The organism is Bartonella krasnovii (assembly GCF_003606345.3).
Lineage (GTDB): Bacteria > Pseudomonadota > Alphaproteobacteria > Rhizobiales > Rhizobiaceae > Bartonella > Bartonella krasnovii.
On the sequence record NZ_CP031844.2, the window covers coordinates 804661 to 822423 of the forward strand.

Sequence of the window (17763 nt, forward strand, 5' to 3'; positions counted from 1 at the left end):
ATGATTCATCTAAAATGCGTTTTTGGTGATCAATTTCAGTTTTGAAAGTTGAAATAAATGCATGAAGGGCGTGGTCGGTTTTTATTGAAAAATTAATAGCATACGTATGAATATGGCTTATAAAATAACCTTATTACTAGAGAAATCCTTTAACTTATATTTTATTAATTTTTCATTGCTCCTAAGGACTAAATTAGAGTGCTTTTCCTGAAAAAAATAACAAATGAATCATTAGACGATTTCTGTACCTTTTTTAAGAAAATTCTCCTCTAAAGGCCTGTTTCTTCATTTTTATTTAATCCCTTAGATCAAAAAAACAAGCAAAGTCAATATCTTACACAGAGTAGGAGGAAAATTGGTACGCCCAAGGGGAATCGAACCCCTGTTTCCGCCGTGAAAGGGCGATGTCCTAACCGCTAGACGATGGGCGCAAACCAATGATGAGGCTTATAGAGAGGATCTTTTTACTTCGCAAGCCCTCTGTGTCATTTTTTTTGAAAAAAGTGTATTTTATTGAATAATTTTTAAATGACTTTTGTTTAGATCATTTTTTTCTCAGACTTTTTATAGAAAAAATATAGAGTTATCATGATGGATAAAAAAATTGCTGCGAACATCATATTTATTTAGTGAATGATATTTGTTGTTTATTTTCAGTTTGATGCATAGATAAAAATGATCATAACAGCATTTTAAAGATGTTTATTTTTACATATTTTATTCATCTTTGTTTCATGCTTGTACATGTGAATACCCTTTAACTTACTTGAGGGCGCTTTTATACAGAAGGATGCTTATTTAAGCTTATCATAAAGAAAAGCTTAAATAATTTCTGAAAGAGAAAGAAAATATTTATGAGTAAGTTAACAAAGAGTACGAATCATACAAAATTATTTTTCTCGACTTTGACGTTTACGTGGCTGTAAAAAAATCAAAGGCTTCTTATTTGTTCTTTTACATCTTTAGAAAGTTCTTTTGAAAATGAAGCAGCACAGATAAAGAGTTTATTGAGGTTCTTGTTATTTCAACTCGCTTGTTTTTCAAAAGAGCGGCAATAAGTTAAGGTAAAATATTCGAATTTTGTAAGTTTATTCTCCATATTTATAATTTTTTAGAATTATGCTGTACATACGTGAGTTTTTGTTTTTTTACTTTAATGTAAGATTCTATTTTTATATAGGAGAGTGTTAAAAATCTTTACATTCAAGAACAGACAGTTCCAGCTATATATAATGGTAGGAAGGAATGTGTTATTATTTAATTCTACTTTATATTTTATCCATTCTCTTTACGTATCATATGAAAGAATGTTTTTTGTTTAATACTTGTTGATTTGAAAGGGATATGTTTGTATTTCTTACCAAATATTCGATATTCTTTCACTTATTATTGATTGTTTTTTGAGAGATTTTTTCTGTTCTTTGTTGATAGAGGTTAGTTTTTACGGGAAGGCTTTTGCTTTTTTAAAACAAAGCAGTTTTTTCGGTAACTTGCATTTATCAGTTTTGTAGATTTTCATTTTGAATTAGATCTTTTATAAAGTTTTTTAAATTTTTGAAGAAAATAAATATTTGTACTTTTAGGAATTTTGATTGAGAAAGCGGGGATAATTCTATTAGAAAAAAAGAGTGTGAAGGGAGCAGGGGAGTTCTTTTGTTCTGATAGGTATCAGCATTCTTTGTGGTGCCAGTATTTTTTATATTGATTGGCACATCATTTAAACGATTTTTCAATAAAGATAGGGATCAGTGGTTAGATAATGGCAGAAGCTTTAAAAGTTGGCGTTGCGGGACTTGGTACGGTTGGTGCCTCAGTTGTTCGAGTTCTATGTGAAAAAGCGAATAGTTTGGCTTGTCAGTGTGGGCGATCCATCAAAGTCGTTGCTGTTAGTGCGCGCGATAAAGGCCGTGATCGTGGAATTGATCTCAGTAATATAAGATGGTTTGATTCACCTGTGGAGATGGCTGCCTTTGATGAGATTGATGTTTTTGTCGAGTTAATTGGTGGTGAATTGGATATTGTATATACTGCTGTTAAGAGTGCGCTTGAGGCAGGACATCATGTTGTGACAGCCAATAAAGCCCTTCTTGCTCGATATGGGGTAGAGCTAGCTATAATTGCAGAACAAAAAGGCGTTTTTCTTCATTTTGAAGCAGCTGTTGCAGGGGGAATCCCTGTTGTTAAAGCGATGAGAGAATCGCTTGTCAGTAATCATATATCGCGGATTTATGGTATTCTTAATGGAACCTGTAATTATATATTAACACGCATGTTTACAGAAGGTTTTTCGTTCAAAGATTGTTTAGCAGATGCACAAAGACTGGGGTATGCTGAAGCAGATCCAACTTTTGATATTGAGGGAAATGATACGGCTCATAAATTAGCTTTGTTAACAAGCTTGGCATTTGGAACAGCTATTTCGTTGGATGATGTTTATGTTGAAGGGATTCATAATATTTCGCAAATTGATATTCGGGCGGCTGATGAATTGGGATATCGAATTAAGCTTTTAGGGGTTGCTTTAAAAACGGATTCTGGAATAGAGCAACGCGTTCACCCAACAATGGTTCCAACATCCTCAATGATTGCACAGATCAATGGTGTAACCAATGCGCTTTCTATTCAAAGTGATTTATTAGGTGAATTACTGTTTTCTGGTCCTGGCGCTGGAGGAATGGCAACAGCATCAGCTGTTATTGGTGATTTGGCTGATATAGCAAAAGCACGTTCTGGTTTTCATTATGCACCTGTTTTAAGACGTCCAGCTTTAGAGCTTGCTCCTCATAAAAAAGCACGTATTTCTCATCATGCAGGGGGGTATTTTATACGTTTAAATGTTCATGATCGTGCTGGTGTTTTTGCTGCGGTTGCAAGGCATATGGCTGATAATCATATTTCGTTAGAGTCGATTGTTCAAAGACCTTTTATAGAAAATCAGATTGAAAAAACGATTATTTTAATCACGCATGAAACAACAGAAGTGAATGTACGACAGGCACTTGCAGAAATTGAAAAAGATGGACATCTTGTTGCAAAGTCTCAATTCATTCGTATTGAACGTATGGCAGAGAATTGATATCTTATTTTGATAAGACAAGCTGGAATACTTTTATTTCTTGTGGAAAGTTTTCATCTTTGCCAAAAGCTTTATTCTTAGAGCTTAATTAAGGAATCATATTTTTTCTGGTATTTATTCGGTAGGATTTTTTCATATGCCCACAACTCAGAAGACTTTAAATGGACTTGATCGTATTTTGACACTTGAATTGGTACGTGTCACTGAACGTGCTGCTGTTGCTGCTGCACGCTGGCGCGGACGTGGTGATGAAAAGGCGGCGGACCAAGCTGCTGTAGATGCAATGCGGCGGGAACTTAATCGATTACCTATTGAGGGTACAGTGGTGATTGGTGAAGGTGAGCGGGATGAAGCGCCCATGCTTTATATTGGAGAAAAAGTAGGTCTTCAAAATGGACTGGCGATCGATATTGCACTTGATCCACTGGAAGGAACAACACTTTGTGCTAAAAATCTTGCCAACTCTTTGGCAGTGATTGCCATTGCTGAAAAAGGTAACCTCCTTTATGCTCCTGATGTTTATATGAACAAAATTGCTATTGGTCCTGGTTATCCAAAGGGTGTGGTGGATATAGATGCTTGTCCTACCGATAATATTCATGCTCTTGCAAAGGCTAAAGGAGTGGCTGTTAATCAGATTACTGTTTGTATTATGGATAGACCTCGTCATGAAAAATTGATTAATCAAGTGAGAGCGACAGGAGCATCGATTCGCTTGATTGGTGATGGAGATGTTGCTGCTGTTATTGATACAACTGATCCAGAAGAAACAGGTATTGATATTTATATGGGAATTGGTGGAGCTCCAGAGGGTGTTTTAGCGTCTGCTGCTTTACGCTGTATTGGAGGACAGATGCAAGGTCGTTTGTTGCTTGATACAGAAGAGAAAATTGCTCGTGCAGCCAAAATGGGGATTAGTGATCCCAATAAGGTTTATACAATGGAAGAAATGGCAAAGGGTGACGTTTTGTTCTCAGCGACAGGGGTGACAGATGGTAATATGCTATCTGGTGTTAAATTCACGCCTCGCTGCATTCAGACGGAAACTCTTGTCATGCGTTCTCATACGGGGACAGTTCGTAATATTAAAGCAAAGCATAGAGATCATTCGAAATTTGATTAATGTTTTCTTTTTTCTCATTCCTAAAAATAGATCTCTCTGTTTTTAGTGCATACACTTCCATGAAGGTTGATATATCTTCATGGAAGCTTTTATAGATATGAGAATATCGTCTTATTATGAGAGCTGGACAGAATGAACCCAGCCATTTTTATCTTCTATATTTCCTTTTTGAAGACCAACTAATTGTGTTTGAAGTTGCTTTGTGACTTCTCCAACTGTTTCATTTCCGATAATAAATTCTCCTCCTTTATATCTAAAACGGCCAATTGATGTGACAACGGCAGCTGTACCACAAGCAAAAACTTCTTTAAGGTGTCCACTCTTTGCATCTTCTTGAAGCGATGCAAAAGAATAAGGACGCTCTTCTATCGTTAACCCTATTTGTTGAGCCAACTGTAGAATTGAATGGCGTGTTATTCCCGGAAGGATTGTTCCATTAAGGGGAGGGGTTACGAGTGTATTATTGTCCATAATAAAGCAGACATTCATACCGCCAAGTTCTTCAATCCATCTATGTTCAACCATATCAAGGAAGAGCACTTGGCTACAATTATTTTCAATTGCACTTTTTTGTGCAAGTAAGCTGGCTGCATAGTTTCCACCACATTTGGCAGCACCTGTCCCTCCTGGACCAGCACGACTATATTCTGTTTCAATCCAGACGCTGACAGACTTTTCTTCTCCTTTGAAATAGGATTCAACTGGAGAGGCTATGATACAAAAAAGATATTCTTGAGAAGGACGAACGCCCAAAAAGCTTTCATTACCAAACATAAATGGACGAATGTAGAGGCTTGCGTTAGGATGATCAGAAACCCACTTTTGATCAACTTTTACTAATTGATGAACGGCATCCAGAAAAATATCTTTTGGTAATTCTGGCATGGCTAACCGGTGTGCTGACTCTATAAATCTTTGTGCATTGGCATCAGGACGGAAGAGCAAGATGCGTCCATCTTTTGCACGATATGCTTTTAAACCCTCAAAAATTTCCTGTCCATAATGCAAAACGGTACTTGCAGGGTTAATTTCTAAAGCTTTGTATTGAGAAATAACGGCGTTATGCCAGCCTTTGCCTTGCGTCCATTGAATAGTGCACATATGGTCTGTAAAGAATTGACCAAAACCAGGACTTTTTAGAATTTCTTCACGTTTTTCTCTTGATAGAGGTGATGGGTGCTTTTCTATTGTAAAGGGAAGTGACGATATGGGAGATTTCATAAGAAAAACCTTTTGGGACTGTTTTATTTTTTATTTAATAAAAATAATGAAATATTCTGACCATAACTCTATTATTAGCAAATCCTTTGTGTCAATGTTTTATTGTAGAACTCAAAGGGTTTTATTATAGAGTTCAAAGGTTATGATAGATATTTTAATTCTATTCTCGGTTCTCTTTCCTCACTTTATAAAGGTATCTGGAACCTTTATCTCTCTTTATCGTTTTCTCAAAATAAGTATCTGAATGATTTCATATATGCATATTTTCTAAAAATTTTAAGATTAAGGGGATGAGAAAAGGAATCCACTATGATTGATAAAAATTATCACACATATGAAGAACGTATGGCTGAAGAAAGAAAAAATCATGAACAGCGTGTTTCAATCGCTAAGGGTATTTTTGCTATTCTTCTTGCTTTGGTTATTATTTGGTTTGTTTTTGGTTTTTTAGGATCTTTTTTTGCGAGATCTCCTGAACATAGTTCACGTTATAATACTCCACAAACAAGTCAGAGCATACCAGCGCCCCAAAAAGATTTAAATTCACCCCCTTCTGTACCTTATACCTATAAGAGTACGCAGTGATTTTTTGTAAACATAATCTTTTAAATAAGGCAAAAATTGATGCAGATTACAAAATAAAGTCGGCTTAAATACATAAGCCAAAAAGATGGAGATGATTTTAATTTCTGAAGTTTCCGATACAATCATGTAACGATTTTAACAACCGTTACATGATTAGTTTAGCGTGTTATGAAGCAACTTCCACCAGAGTTTTTAATGGTTTCACAAAGGATTACGGCTTCATCACGATTTTGTGTTTGAATACGAACACGGTAATAGGTTCCTTTTCCTGGTATAAAAGCCGACTGAATATTTAAAGGACGGGCCCCGATAATAAATCCGAATTTGGATTTCATATTTTTCAAAGAATCTCTAGCTAACTCATGCGTTGGTTGAGAGGAAAGTTGCACATAATAACTCTCTGAATTTTGTGATGCAACTCTATTTTCTGATGTGGGGCGAGTGGCGGCGTGCGTTTCGACTTCTGCATTTCTCTCTGCATGGGAAGGAATTGGGATAAATTTTTCTTCAATATCCGCATTAGAAGTATTTTCAGCAATTATTTTATCAATATTATTTTTGAGATCATAATCACTTTCTTGGTCATTTTTATCGGAATTATGCGACAAAACAGCTGATGACTCTTGAATCTCGTCAGGAGTTTGATCAATGGATTGAGTAGATTGATCAGCAGTTTTGCTCTCTGTTTGATGTACAGGAGCCAGTGTAACTGTACCATCTTGATTGACAATAACGGTTTGTACTTCTCGCGTTGGGATAGTGTGATTAATAGCTTCAGTGACTGCATCTTCAACATCAGATTCAGTGGAAGAAGCTGATGCGACATTTGGAGACTCTTCTGGATTTAATCCCTCTAAGCTATCAGGTTTCTCAGAGCTATCGATAAGAAATTGTTGTGTATTTTCTTGTTTGTCATTTTGCCCAGTTGTTTGTTTATAGACATCTAAATTATGAGCAACATCACTTTTTGTCTCAGTTGCTTCTGGTTTGAATTTAAAAGGTGTATTATCAGCGTGGATAATGACCCTTTCTTCATTTTTCTGTGATGACATGAAAAAATAATAATAACCAGTAAACCCAATGGCTACTAAAATAAGAAGAAAAATACCTTTGATGAAAACTTTACCCCAAATAGAATTTTTAAGGGGAGGCGGTGCTGAGGGAGGCGTAGGGTTTCCATCTGAGTTTGTGTATAGTGAATTCTCACTCAAAGAGGGAGAATTATATTCGATATCGGCATTAGAAAAATAGTCGACATTTTGTTCTTTAGAATTTATATAACCGCCTTCTTTTGAATTTTGCATAGTTTGATGAAAAATTTCATTGAAAGTTTCATTTTTCTGTTGTTTTTGAGAAAAATTACTTGTTGGAACATGTCCTACATTGAGTACATCTGCAAATTCTTCTTCCAAACCACCTGTTGGTACATCGTATTCTGGGGCTTCATACGGGACTTCTGGAACCATAATAGGGCCAGTTTTTTCCACGATTTCTTCTGAAAATTTATAAGTATCAACATCGGGTGGGGGAGTATCCCTGTGTGTATAGTTATGGGGGAAAAAACTCTCTGTTTGTTTTGTATTAAGAGGTTTTGATGAGGAAAGATACTCATCTAAATTATTTTGGTTATATGAAATTTCTCTGTTTGGGCTAGAGACATTTTCAGGCTTATTGATGTATTGGGTTTGAGCCTCATTAGATGTTGCAATTTTTTCACTGTAAGCTTCTTGTTGTGAGGGATTTTCTTCAAAAAAATGGGGATAATTGGCTGTATGATCTTCTTGTGAAGATTCCTCTAAATACGATTGTCTGTCAACGTGTGTAGAATTCAAAGGGGAGGAGAAGCCACTTGTTGTCTGATTTTTTGTTGTGTTTTGTTTTTCTGACACAAGGTTAGAAGATGAAAAAGACTTATTTGCTTCCGGAGAAGAGGAAACATCCGTATAATTTTTGGGGGGCAAATTTTCTTGATCCGCTGAAATGTTATAGGGATGGGTTCTGGGAGGATCATAGAAGTTTTGATTAACATCATAAGTTTTTTGTATATTCGAAGTCTCAGGCTGTTGTGAGGTTGTTTGTGAAAAACGATTGGTTCTTTCAACAGTTTCTGTCTCATTTCTCTTATTTTCGCGTCTTTCAGATTCATTGAAAAAGAAATTTTCTGATTCTGATTGTGAGATAAAATTTCTTTTTTCAAAAAAAGGATGAGCACTTGTTGCTGCTTCTTTCTGTTGAGACAATTGATTCTTTTGGATCGGTAATGGGGAAAGCGCGTCTAAAATTTGTTCTTCATCATGACTGGTCGGTGAAGAATATTTTTCTTCAGATAAATTATTTTGTTTTGAATGGTTGAAAGAACCAGTTTGTGCAATATCTGAGGCTGTTGCGTTGCTGGTTGCATGCAAGTTCCATTGCTTTTTTTGATCATCAAACGGTAAGTCATGTGTTAAATTATTTTCAAGTTCTTCTTCTAGAAAAGACAAATCAAAATCATCATCAGGGGATGATGTTTTAGAATGAGAGGTCGAGCGATCTGTCTGTAAAGAAGAGTGCTCATTTTGGTTTCCGCTTTGTTTGGTCGGATTAAAAATGCGCATAAGTCTTTCTAAAGAATCATGGTGTTCATGATCTCGTTTTGTTTCGTGCGGATTTTTGCGATCGTTATCGCTCATAGCTTTTCTCACATAATGATTTGCACTGTCGTGCAATCAATGGTTAATTTTGATTTATTATATTAAAATTATAAATTTTCCCCCTCTCATGCAAGAATACATGAAAAAGTTTACCAATAAAGTACCTATTGTATGTATTTATAGAACTTTTTCAACGCATTTCTATTGGGGCTTCGACTCCTATGATGCTAAGTCCTGATGATAAAATATTGATAACAGCTTGTATCAAGCCCAATCTTGCAAAGGATAACTCTTTATCATTAGGCTGAATAAAGCGTAAATTGAGACTTTCGCTCCCTTTATTCCAATGGGTGTGAAAGCAGGAGGCAAGATCATAAAGATAAAACGCTAATCGATGGGGTTCTTTATGAATGACCGCTTGTTCAATAATACGCGGATATTCAGAAAGTTTGCGTATTAATAATATTTCATTGTCATCTGTTAGTTGATGAAGATGGGGGATCAATATGTCCTCTGAAAAGCTCTCAATATGGAGCACTTCTTGTGCCTGACGAAAGACTGAGTGACAACGTGCACTTGCATATTGTACGTAAAAGATAGGGTTATCTTTTGATTGTTCTGTTACTTTTGCAAAATCAAAATCAAGAGGAGCTTCGCATTTGCGGTATAACATCATAAAACGCACTGGATCACGACCAACTTCCTCAACAACATCTCTTAGAGTGACAAATGATCCTGCTCTTTTTGACATGCGTACAGGTTGACCGTTGCGAAAGAGTTTTACTAATTGACATAAGAAAACACTCAGTCTGGCTTTATCCCCAGAAATTGCTTTTGCCATGGCTTCTAGTCGCTTTACATAGCCTGCATGGTCTGCGCCTAGAATATAAATCATTTCATCAAAATGACGATTAAATTTATCCCGAAAATAAGCAACATCAGCAGCAAAATAAGTGTAAGAACCATCGGATTTAACCAAAACACGGTCTTGGTCATCACCAACATTTGTTGAACGAAACAAAGTTTGTTCGCTTGGTTCCCAATCTTCTATATTTTGTCCTTTGGGAGGGGGGAGTTTTCCTTTGTAGATATAACCATTTAAAGTGAGGTCATTAATGGTGTTACGAATAGCGCGGGCATTATCTGCGTAAAGCATTCGCTCAGAGAAAAAGATATCATGATAAATATTAAGAGCCGCCAAATCTTCGCGAATCATGGACATCATTGCCTGAATTGCCCGTTCTTTTACAATAGATAAGGCTTTATCTTTATCCATGATGAGGAGTTGATCACCAAACTCTTGAGCTAATGATTGACCTAATGGTATCAAGTACTCTCCAGGATAGAGTCCCTCTGGAATTTCATTAATTTTTTGTCCAAGAGCTTCACGATAGCGCAACAGTACAGAGTGAGCGAGGACTTCGATTTGTTGACCAGCATCATTGATATAATATTCTTTCGTGATGTTATAGCCCGTAAATTGCAGCAAATTAGAGAGAACATCTCCAACAACAGCGCCGCGACAATGTCCTACATGCATAGGGCCTGTCGGATTTGCTGAGACATATTCAACATTGACACGTTTTCCTTGTCCTATAGGGATGCGACCATAGGAAAGGCCTAATTCAAGCATGGATTTTACAGCATCTTGCCAAAATAATTTTGTAAGCTTGATGTTGATAAAACCAGGACCAGCAACATCAATATTCTCGATAGAGGAATCATTTTTAAGCAGTTCTATGATTTTATCGGCAAGTATACGAGGACTCATCCCAACAGATTTTGCAAGCACCATAGCAGCATTGGTTGATAAATGACCATGGGAGGAATCACGTGGGGGATCAACGGTGATTTTTGATAAATCTAGATCTTTTCCACTTTTTCCTTTTATATCAGATAATTCAATTAATTTTTTAATTTTTTTTTCGAAGTTTTTAAAGATATTCATATTGAGCTTCCATGATGATGCCAAAAGCCATTAAACGAAATTATCTGTATGGTCAAATAAACGGTGATATTCACGTAAAGCATAGTGATCAGTCATCCCTGAAAGAAAGTCAGCAATCAGACGTGCTAACTCTTGATTTTTTAAGTACACTGTTTTTTTGCACCAACTTTCAGGCATTGTATTTGGATTTTCATAATAACAATTGAATAATTTTTGTACAATGCATTTTGCCTCATTGCGACGACTAAGAACTTGTTCGTGGTAATAAAGATTTTTAAAAAGAAAGTTTTTTAGTTCTTTTTCGTAAATGCTCATTGATGGTGAAAAGGTAACAATAGTTTCTTTTGCTTGGTAAATATCGTTTATGCTGGTTGGTTTGATGCGTGCTAAGTTTTCATGTGATTGTTTGATAACATCTTCGACCATGGTTGTGATTTGTCTTCGTACAAGTGTATAACCGCGTCGTGCTTGGTCGAGGTGGGGATGCTCATCTGTAATATCTTTTAAGATGGCTGCTGTTAGTGCTATGTTTTCAAATTGATCGAGTGTTAAAAATTTCGATCGTAAACCATCATCAATATCATGGGCATTGTATGCAATATCATCTGCAATCGCAGCACATTGTGCTTCTAGTCCTGCAAAACAATCGAGTGCAAGATCTTGCTTTGCATTGTATTGTAAAATGTCGGTGGGAACCTCTTTATTCTTCGCGTGAGGACCTAAAAGGGGCCCGTTATGCTTTACAAGTCCCTCGAGGGTTTCCCATGTAAGGTTGAGACCATCAAAATTTGCATAGCGCTGTTCTAGTTTTGTAACAATGCGTAAGGCTTGTGCATTATGGTCGAAGCCGCCATAATGAGCCATGGCTTCATTAAGAGCTTCTTCTCCTGCATGGCCAAAGGGTGTGTGCCCAAAATCATGTGCAAGAGCAATGGCTTCGGCAAGATCTTCATCAAGATACAGAGCCCGTGCAAGTGTTCGTGCAATTTGGGAAACTTCTATGGAATGGGTAAGGCGGGTGCGATAATGATCGCTTTCATCCGCAATGAACACTTGCGTTTTATGTTTAAGGCGTCGGAACGCATTAGAATGGATAATACGATCTCTATCTCGTTGAAAGGGTGAGCGCGTAGAGCTCATCGTTTCATGGAATAGTCGTCCACGGCTTGTTTGCGGGTGCACACTGTAGAGTGCTCGAGATTGGTAATTTAAGTTGATCGTGCCTATATCCATTGCAAGCTGTCCATTATCATCTTAAAATTGAGAGTGGTTTATGATGAATAAATTTTCTCTTTAATAGTGTGAGATACTCTTTCTTGATGGTTTAATGCAAGGATATATAAAATGAATGTGAAAATTTCAGATGCTGCAGCTCAGCAAATTGTACAGATACTTTTGCGTGAACCTGATAAAATAGCCTTACGCATTTCTGTTGAGGGTGGTGGATGTTCAGGTTTTTCTTATAAATATGACTTGGTTTCAGAAATGTGTAAAGATGACCTTGTTTTAAAAAAAGATGGGGCAATTGTGCTTATTGATTCACTATCGATTCCTTTCATGGAAGGAGCTGAGATTGATTTTGTTGATGATCTTATGGGGCAGTCTTTTCAGATTCATAATCCCAATGCTGTTTCATCATGTGGTTGTGGTGTAAGTTTTTCAATTTGAGAGTGGGGACTTTGTGATATTGTTTATTGAAAAAAATATCATGTTGGTCAACAATGTAAAAATGGCTAGTCTTATAAAAATAGCGCATCGATGTGTGCAGTTATGCGTGGTGCTTACTTTATTGATCTGGAGCCACTATGCTTTTTGTGAAGAAGGAGTAGATCAGCAGCAGGGATCATCACGGAGTTTTATTCTAAAGCCCCAAGAGCAGGAAAAAGGGAGCTTAGAATCTCAAGCACAACTCATTTTGAATGCTCGATTAACAAATAGCCGTCAAGATATTGAGAAAGGGCTTGTTTGGCGGGTTTATGCTCCTATTCTAGGGATTGATAATAAATTACCGTTAGTGGCAACCCATAAGGGGGGAAGTGCGCGTTTTGATTTAGAGCCAGGAAGCTATCTTGTTCATGTTTCATTTGGTCATATGAGTGCTGTGCGCTATATTCGTCTAGAAAATGGGCAGAGTCTTGTGAAAAATTTTTATCTTGAGGCAGGTGGTCTTATTTTAAATGCGACACTGCTCAATGGTGAAATCAATGAAAAGGAATTACGTTTCACGATCTATGAGGATGAAAAAGAAAATGATGATACCGGGATAATTTTATCAAATGTTAAACCTCAATCTGTTGTGCGTTTAAAAGCTGGCCGCTACCATGTTGCTTCCCATTATGGTTCCATTAATGCGACGGTACGTTCGGATATTCAAGTAGAAGCTGGTAAAATAACGGAAGTTACTCTTGAGCATCAGGCTGCTCAAATTGTGTTAAAGCTGGTACGACAAGAAGGAGGAGAAGCGCTTGCCGATACAAGTTGGTCTCTTGCCAATGATTCTGGTGATATTGTTTATGAAACAGTTGGCGCTTATGTTTCACTCGTATTAGCGGAGGGAGAGTATATTGCCATTGCTAAAAATAAAGATAAAATTTATCAAAAGGTTTTTTCTGTCGTTTCTGGTCATGATGAAGATATAAGCGTGGTGGCGAATGAACAAAATATGCAACGAATTGATGAAGATATGGATTGATCGTTCTTCATAGAACTAAACCGTGATGAAAGATGGGGTGTGCGTTTTGATTGAAATTTCAACAGTTGGTGTATTTTTTGCGGGGGCTCTCTCTTTTTTGTCGCCATGTGTTTTGCCATTAGTTCCTCCTTATTTATGCTATATGGCAGGGATTGGTATTGATGATTTTCGGTCAGAAAAACATGATGCGAAAGTCTTTATACGGTGGGCTTTATTGTCTTCTGTTATCGCTTTTGTTCTTGGGTTTACCACTGTTTTTGTTGCTTTAGGTGCTAGTGCAAGTACAATTGGTAAATTCATCGGTTATTATCGTGATTGGTTTGCACTTGCTGCTGGAATAATCATTATTATTTTTGGTTTAAATTTTTTAGGGCTTTTCAAGATTTCGTTTTTATTTCGTGAAGCCCGTTTTCAGACTCATAAAACACCTGCTGGTCCTTTAGGAGCTTATGTTATTGGGTTAGCTTTTGCCTTTGGTTGGACACCGTGTATTGGCCCCATTTTAGGGCCTATTATAACGCTTGCTGGAACAAAAGAAACTGTTGGTGAGGGCGCTATTCTATTAGCAGTTTATGCATTAGGTCTTGCTGTTCCTTTTGTATTGGCTGCTTTATTTTCCAGTCGTTTTATGCGATTTTTAGCAGCTTTTCGTATTCATTTAGGAAAAGTTGAAAAAATTATTGGTGTTGTTCTTATTCTTACAGGGATTTTATTTTTAACAGGCTCTATGCAGGACCTTTCATTTTGGCTTTTAGAACATTATCCTTCATTGAGTTATGTTGAAGATATTCGTTGGCATGATATTATGAACTTTTTGGGATTTTCTCGTTAGTCTTATGTGTTTTTATGGTTAGAAGTTGTCTTTCTATTGTTCTTGCTGCAGGTGAGGGGACGCGTATGAAGTCGTCTCTCCCTAAAGTGCTGCATAAAATTGCTGGATTGCCTCTTATATGTCATGTTCTAAAACAAATAGAATTGGCAGGATCTTCAAAATTGGCTGTCGTTGTGGGATTTGGTGCTCAAGAGGTTGTACATATTGTTCAGTCATTTGTAAAAGATGTGATGATTTTTGAGCAAAAAGAGCGTTTAGGAACGGCGCATGCTGTTTTATCAGCTCGTTTAGCTTTGCAAAAGGGAGTGGATGATGTTCTCATTGTTTTTGGAGATACGCCTCTCATTCAGCAAGATTCTTTGTGTCAAATGCGTGCACAGCTTGCTGATGGAGCAGATGTTGTTTTTGCGGGTTTTCATACTCAAGATCCAACAGGTTATGGGCGCCTTCTCGAGAAAAATGGTCAATTGATCGCAATTGTTGAAGAAAAAGATGCGAGTAATGAAGAAAAAAAGATTTCTTTTTGTAATGGGGGAATACTCGCTATACGTGGAAAACATGCCCTTTCTCTTTTAGAGAAGGTTGATAATAACAATATGAAAAAGGAATATTACTTAACCGATATTGCTTCTCTTGCTTCGCGTGAAGGATTAGATGTACGTGTTGTTGAAGTCCCTTTTGAAAATATTGTAGGAATTAACAACGGTCTTGAGCTTTCTGAGGCTGATTCTTTGTGGCAAAAACGTAAAGCGCGTGATTTAATGTTATCGGGTGTTATACTCTTAAAACCAGAAACAGTCTATTTTTCTTATGATACAGAAATTGAACCAGGGGTAGTGATAGAACCAAATGTTTATTTTGGATTAGGTGTGAAAGTACAATCTGGTGCTGTGATTCATGCCTTTAGTTATCTTGAAGGTTCTGTGGTTGGTCAAGATGCACAGATTGGTCCCTATGCACGTTTGCGTCCTGGAACAGAGTTGGCAAAATCCGTAAAGATTGGAAATTTTTGTGAAGTCAAACAGGCTAAGGTAGGGGAATCTTCTAAAATCAATCATTTAAGTTATATTGGTGATGCCGAAATTGGTACGCATACCAATATTGGAGCCGGTACGATTACGTGCAATTATGATGGATTTAACAAATATAAAACCATGATTGGTGATCATGCTTTTGTTGGATCTAATACGGCGCTTGTTTCCCCATTGGTGATAGGGAATGGCTCTTACGTTGCTTCAGGAAGTGTTATTACTGAAAATATCCCTATGAACAGTATGGCTTTTGGGCGAGCACGGCAGGTTATAAAAGAGGGCTACGCAACAAAATTTCGGGCGCGTTTGTTAGAGAACAGCTTGTCAAAAAACAAACAGAAAAAATGACCATTTTCAGTTTATTTCTTTGTTTTGTACGATCTAACGATGGAGAGGAGCGTTATTCTTAAAGATTGCCGTACTCCATGTTTAAATTATTTTATTATTTATCGTTTTAAATAAAGACTGTTAGATTGTTTTATGAGATTTAAATCTTAAGATATGTGGGTTGGAGCTTTTAAATGTGTGGAATTATTGGAATTCTTGGAAAGAGGTGTGTTGCGTCTTCTTTGCTTGAGGGGTTAAAACGCCTTGAATATAGAGGGTATGATTCATCTGGGGTGGCAACAGTATATAATGGGCATCTTTATCGTGTACGTGCTGAGGGGAAGCTTGTTCATTTAGAAGAAAAATTAAAAAAAACGCCTCTGAAGGGAAATTTAGGGATTGGACATACCCGTTGGGCGACACATGGTGTTGCTGTTGAACGCAATGCGCATCCCCATGTAACCGAAAAGCTTGCGGTTGTTCATAATGGTATTATTGAAAATTTTGTAGAATTGCAAAAAGAACTCATCGAGGATGGTTATATCTTTGAAACAGAGACGGATACGGAAGTTATTGCACATTTAATAACGCGTGCATTAAAAAGTGGTCTTTCTCCGCAAGAAGCTATGCGTACCAGTTGGAAAAGACTGCAGGGGGCTTTTGCACTTGCTCTTATTTTTGAAGGTGAAGATAACCTTATGATTGCGGCTCGCTCTGGTCCACCGTTGGCAATCGGTTATGGAAAAGATGAATTTTTTGTAGGATCAGATGCTATTTCTTTGGCTCCATTCGTTGATCATATTAGCTATTTGGAAGATGGGGATTGGGCTGTTCTTACACGGGAAGGCGTCACAATTTATGATGGAGATAATCAACCGGTAAAACGTTCTGTGACAGCCTTACTTGAAGAAGCATTATTGATTTCTAAGGGAAATCATCGTCATTTTATGCACAAGGAAATGTTTGAACAACCTGAAGTGATTTCTCATAATTTGGCGCATTATCTTGACCTTGGAAATTATACCGTTCGACCTTTTGAGAACTTGATTGATTGGACAAATATTAATCGGATTATTTTTACAGGCTGTGGAACAGCTTATTATTCAACCTTAGTTGCGCGCTATTGGTTTGAGAAATATGCCGCTTTAAGTGTTGATAATGATGTTGCTTCGGAATTTCGTTATCGTGAATCCCCTATAACCTCTGATGTATTATCTCTGTTTGTTTCTCAATCTGGTGAAACAGCTGATACATTGGCTTCTTTGCGTTATTGTCGTGAGCGGGGTGTGAAATCAGCAACAATTGTGAACGTTGAGCAATCAACAATGGCAAGAGAGGCTGATTTTATTTTCCCAACACTTGCTGGACCGGAAATTGGTGTTGCTTCAACAAAAGCTTTTACCTGTCAATTGGCAACGCTTGCTTCCATAGCACTTAGTGCTGCTAAACAACGTGGCTATCTCACGGTTCAAGTGGAACAGCAATTGGTTCAACAGTTGGCAGAAGTTCCTCGTATTTTAAATGAGGTCTTAAAATTAGAAGGAAAAATTGAATCTCTTTGTCGTAATTTGGTGAATGCAAATAGTGTTCTTTATCTGGGACGTGGAACTTCTTATCCGATTGCTTTGGAGGGAGCCCTTAAACTGAAAGAGCTTTCTTATATTCATGCTGAGGGTTATGCGGCGGGGGAGTTGAAGCATGGACCAATTGCACTGGTGGATGAGACAATCCCCGTTATTGTTGTAGCACCTTATGATAGGTGGTTTGAAAAAACTTTGTCTAATATGCAAGAAGTAGGAGCGCGTAATGGTCGTATTATTTTAATAACCGATGAAAAAGGAGCAGAAGCAGCTTGTCTTAAGACTTTATCAACGATTACTTTGCCCATTGTTCCAGAATTTATTACTCCTATTATTTATGCGCTCCCCATTCAGTTAATCGCTTATCATACGGCTGTTTTATTAGGAACAGATGTTGATCAACCACGTAATTTAGCAAAATCAGTCACCGTTGAATAAAAATAGATTGTATATTTCTGAACTTTGAGAGAATAAAAAAATATTTTTTTAAGCAATCAAAAAATGGATCAGATGTATAAAGATAAGGGTTAAAAGAGCATATTATGCTTCTCCTCCTTTAATACAAGAGTTAATCCCCCAGATGGGGAGAGAAGGCGCTGCTGTTGGTTTGTTATTCTTTTATGAAGCATAAATGGTGTAGGGAGTGTGTTAGATCATTTATGAATGATCTAAGAAAGAAAAATATATTTGCATGGGAAGTATTTTTATTTTTATC

The 17763-nt window shown here is 37.0% G+C and carries 12 protein-coding genes and 1 tRNA gene; 8 read left to right on the top strand and 5 right to left on the bottom strand.

Annotated features, from left to right (window positions below):
* Positions 1-356: 356 nt before the first annotated feature.
* A tRNA-Glu gene (locus D1092_RS03280) sits at positions 357-431 on the bottom strand.
* A gap of 1328 nt (positions 432-1759) precedes the next feature.
* Here D1092_RS03280 and D1092_RS03285 point away from each other — a divergent pair.
* Positions 1760-3076, top strand: a complete 1317-nt coding sequence (locus tag D1092_RS03285; protein WP_120122166.1) for a homoserine dehydrogenase — start codon at positions 1760-1762, stop codon at positions 3074-3076.
* A gap of 136 nt (positions 3077-3212) precedes the next feature.
* Positions 3213-4199, top strand: a complete 987-nt coding sequence (gene glpX / locus D1092_RS03290) for a class II fructose-bisphosphatase (RefSeq protein WP_120122167.1) — start codon at positions 3213-3215, stop codon at positions 4197-4199.
* 114 nt (positions 4200-4313) lie between these two features.
* Here glpX and D1092_RS03295 read toward each other — a convergent pair whose 3' ends face one another.
* Complete coding sequence (locus tag D1092_RS03295) at positions 4314-5420, bottom strand: branched-chain amino acid aminotransferase (protein WP_120122168.1); 1107 nt, start codon at positions 5418-5420, stop codon at positions 4314-4316.
* Between the two features lie 309 nt (positions 5421-5729).
* Between D1092_RS03295 and D1092_RS03300 the strand changes: the two genes are divergently transcribed.
* On the top strand, positions 5730-6005 hold the full coding sequence (locus D1092_RS03300; RefSeq protein ID WP_120122169.1) for a hypothetical protein: 276 nt from the start codon (positions 5730-5732) through the stop codon (positions 6003-6005).
* Between the two features lie 158 nt (positions 6006-6163).
* On the opposite strand, the gene D1092_RS03305 is transcribed toward D1092_RS03300, so the two are convergent.
* The 3 genes from D1092_RS03305 to D1092_RS03315 form a co-directional block, all read right to left on the bottom strand.
* Positions 6164-8677 carry an SPOR domain-containing protein gene (locus D1092_RS03305; RefSeq protein ID WP_120122170.1) on the bottom strand — a complete coding sequence of 838 codons (2514 nt, stop codon included), beginning with the start codon at positions 8675-8677 and terminating at the stop codon, positions 6164-6166.
* Positions 8678-8828: 151 nt separating this feature from the next.
* The gene (argS, locus tag D1092_RS03310; protein ID WP_120122171.1) at positions 8829-10586 is read right to left on the bottom strand and encodes an arginine--tRNA ligase; all 1758 of its coding nucleotides are present in this window, start codon (positions 10584-10586) and stop codon (positions 8829-8831) included.
* Positions 10587-10616: 30 nt separating this feature from the next.
* Positions 10617-11819: a deoxyguanosinetriphosphate triphosphohydrolase gene (locus D1092_RS03315; RefSeq protein WP_148255604.1), complete on the bottom strand. Its 1203-nt coding sequence runs from the start codon at positions 11817-11819 to the stop codon at positions 10617-10619.
* A gap of 111 nt (positions 11820-11930) precedes the next feature.
* Here D1092_RS03315 and D1092_RS03320 point away from each other — a divergent pair, with 111 nt between their 5' ends.
* The 5 genes from D1092_RS03320 to glmS all read left to right on the top strand — a co-directional run bounded on the left by D1092_RS03320 (position 11931) and on the right by glmS (position 17486).
* Positions 11931-12254: a HesB/IscA family protein gene (locus tag D1092_RS03320; protein WP_120122173.1), complete on the top strand. Its 324-nt coding sequence runs from the start codon at positions 11931-11933 to the stop codon at positions 12252-12254.
* A 40-nt stretch (positions 12255-12294) separates the two neighbouring features.
* The gene (locus tag D1092_RS03325; RefSeq protein ID WP_174767381.1) at positions 12295-13278 is read left to right on the top strand and encodes a carboxypeptidase regulatory-like domain-containing protein; all 984 of its coding nucleotides are present in this window, start codon (positions 12295-12297) and stop codon (positions 13276-13278) included.
* 25 nt (positions 13279-13303) lie between these two features.
* Positions 13304-14110, top strand: a complete 807-nt coding sequence (locus tag D1092_RS03330) for a cytochrome c biogenesis CcdA family protein (protein ID WP_120122174.1) — start codon at positions 13304-13306, stop codon at positions 14108-14110.
* Positions 14111-14124: 14 nt separating this feature from the next.
* The gene (gene glmU / locus D1092_RS03335; RefSeq protein WP_120122175.1) at positions 14125-15489 is read left to right on the top strand and encodes a bifunctional UDP-N-acetylglucosamine diphosphorylase/glucosamine-1-phosphate N-acetyltransferase GlmU; all 1365 of its coding nucleotides are present in this window, start codon (positions 14125-14127) and stop codon (positions 15487-15489) included.
* Between the two features lie 173 nt (positions 15490-15662).
* On the top strand, positions 15663-17486 hold the full coding sequence (gene glmS, locus D1092_RS03340) for a glutamine--fructose-6-phosphate transaminase (isomerizing) (RefSeq protein ID WP_120122176.1): 1824 nt from the start codon (positions 15663-15665) through the stop codon (positions 17484-17486).
* Positions 17487-17763 lie beyond the last annotated feature (277 nt).

Excerpts from the sequence above, each read along its gene's own strand:
- D1092_RS03285 (WP_120122166.1), top strand. The coding sequence starts at position 1,760 with ATGGCAGAAGCTTTAAAAGTTGGCGTTGCGGGACTTGGTACGGTTGGT.
- glpX (WP_120122167.1), top strand. The coding sequence starts at position 3,213 with ATGCCCACAACTCAGAAGACTTTAAATGGACTTGATCGTATTTTGACA.
- D1092_RS03295 (WP_120122168.1), bottom strand. The coding sequence starts at position 5,420 with ATGAAATCTCCCATATCGTCACTTCCCTTTACAATAGAAAAGCACCCA.
- D1092_RS03300 (WP_120122169.1), top strand. The coding sequence starts at position 5,730 with ATGATTGATAAAAATTATCACACATATGAAGAACGTATGGCTGAAGAA.
- D1092_RS03305 (WP_120122170.1), bottom strand. The coding sequence starts at position 8,677 with ATGAGCGATAACGATCGCAAAAATCCGCACGAAACAAAACGAGATCAT.
- argS (WP_120122171.1), bottom strand. The coding sequence starts at position 10,586 with ATGAATATCTTTAAAAACTTCGAAAAAAAAATTAAAAAATTAATTGAA.
- D1092_RS03315 (WP_148255604.1), bottom strand. The coding sequence starts at position 11,819 with ATGGATATAGGCACGATCAACTTAAATTACCAATCTCGAGCACTCTAC.
- D1092_RS03320 (WP_120122173.1), top strand. The coding sequence starts at position 11,931 with ATGAATGTGAAAATTTCAGATGCTGCAGCTCAGCAAATTGTACAGATA.
- D1092_RS03325 (WP_174767381.1), top strand. The coding sequence starts at position 12,295 with ATGTTGGTCAACAATGTAAAAATGGCTAGTCTTATAAAAATAGCGCAT.
- D1092_RS03330 (WP_120122174.1), top strand. The coding sequence starts at position 13,304 with ATGAAAGATGGGGTGTGCGTTTTGATTGAAATTTCAACAGTTGGTGTA.
- glmU (WP_120122175.1), top strand. The coding sequence starts at position 14,125 with ATGGTTAGAAGTTGTCTTTCTATTGTTCTTGCTGCAGGTGAGGGGACG.
- glmS (WP_120122176.1), top strand. The coding sequence starts at position 15,663 with ATGTGTGGAATTATTGGAATTCTTGGAAAGAGGTGTGTTGCGTCTTCT.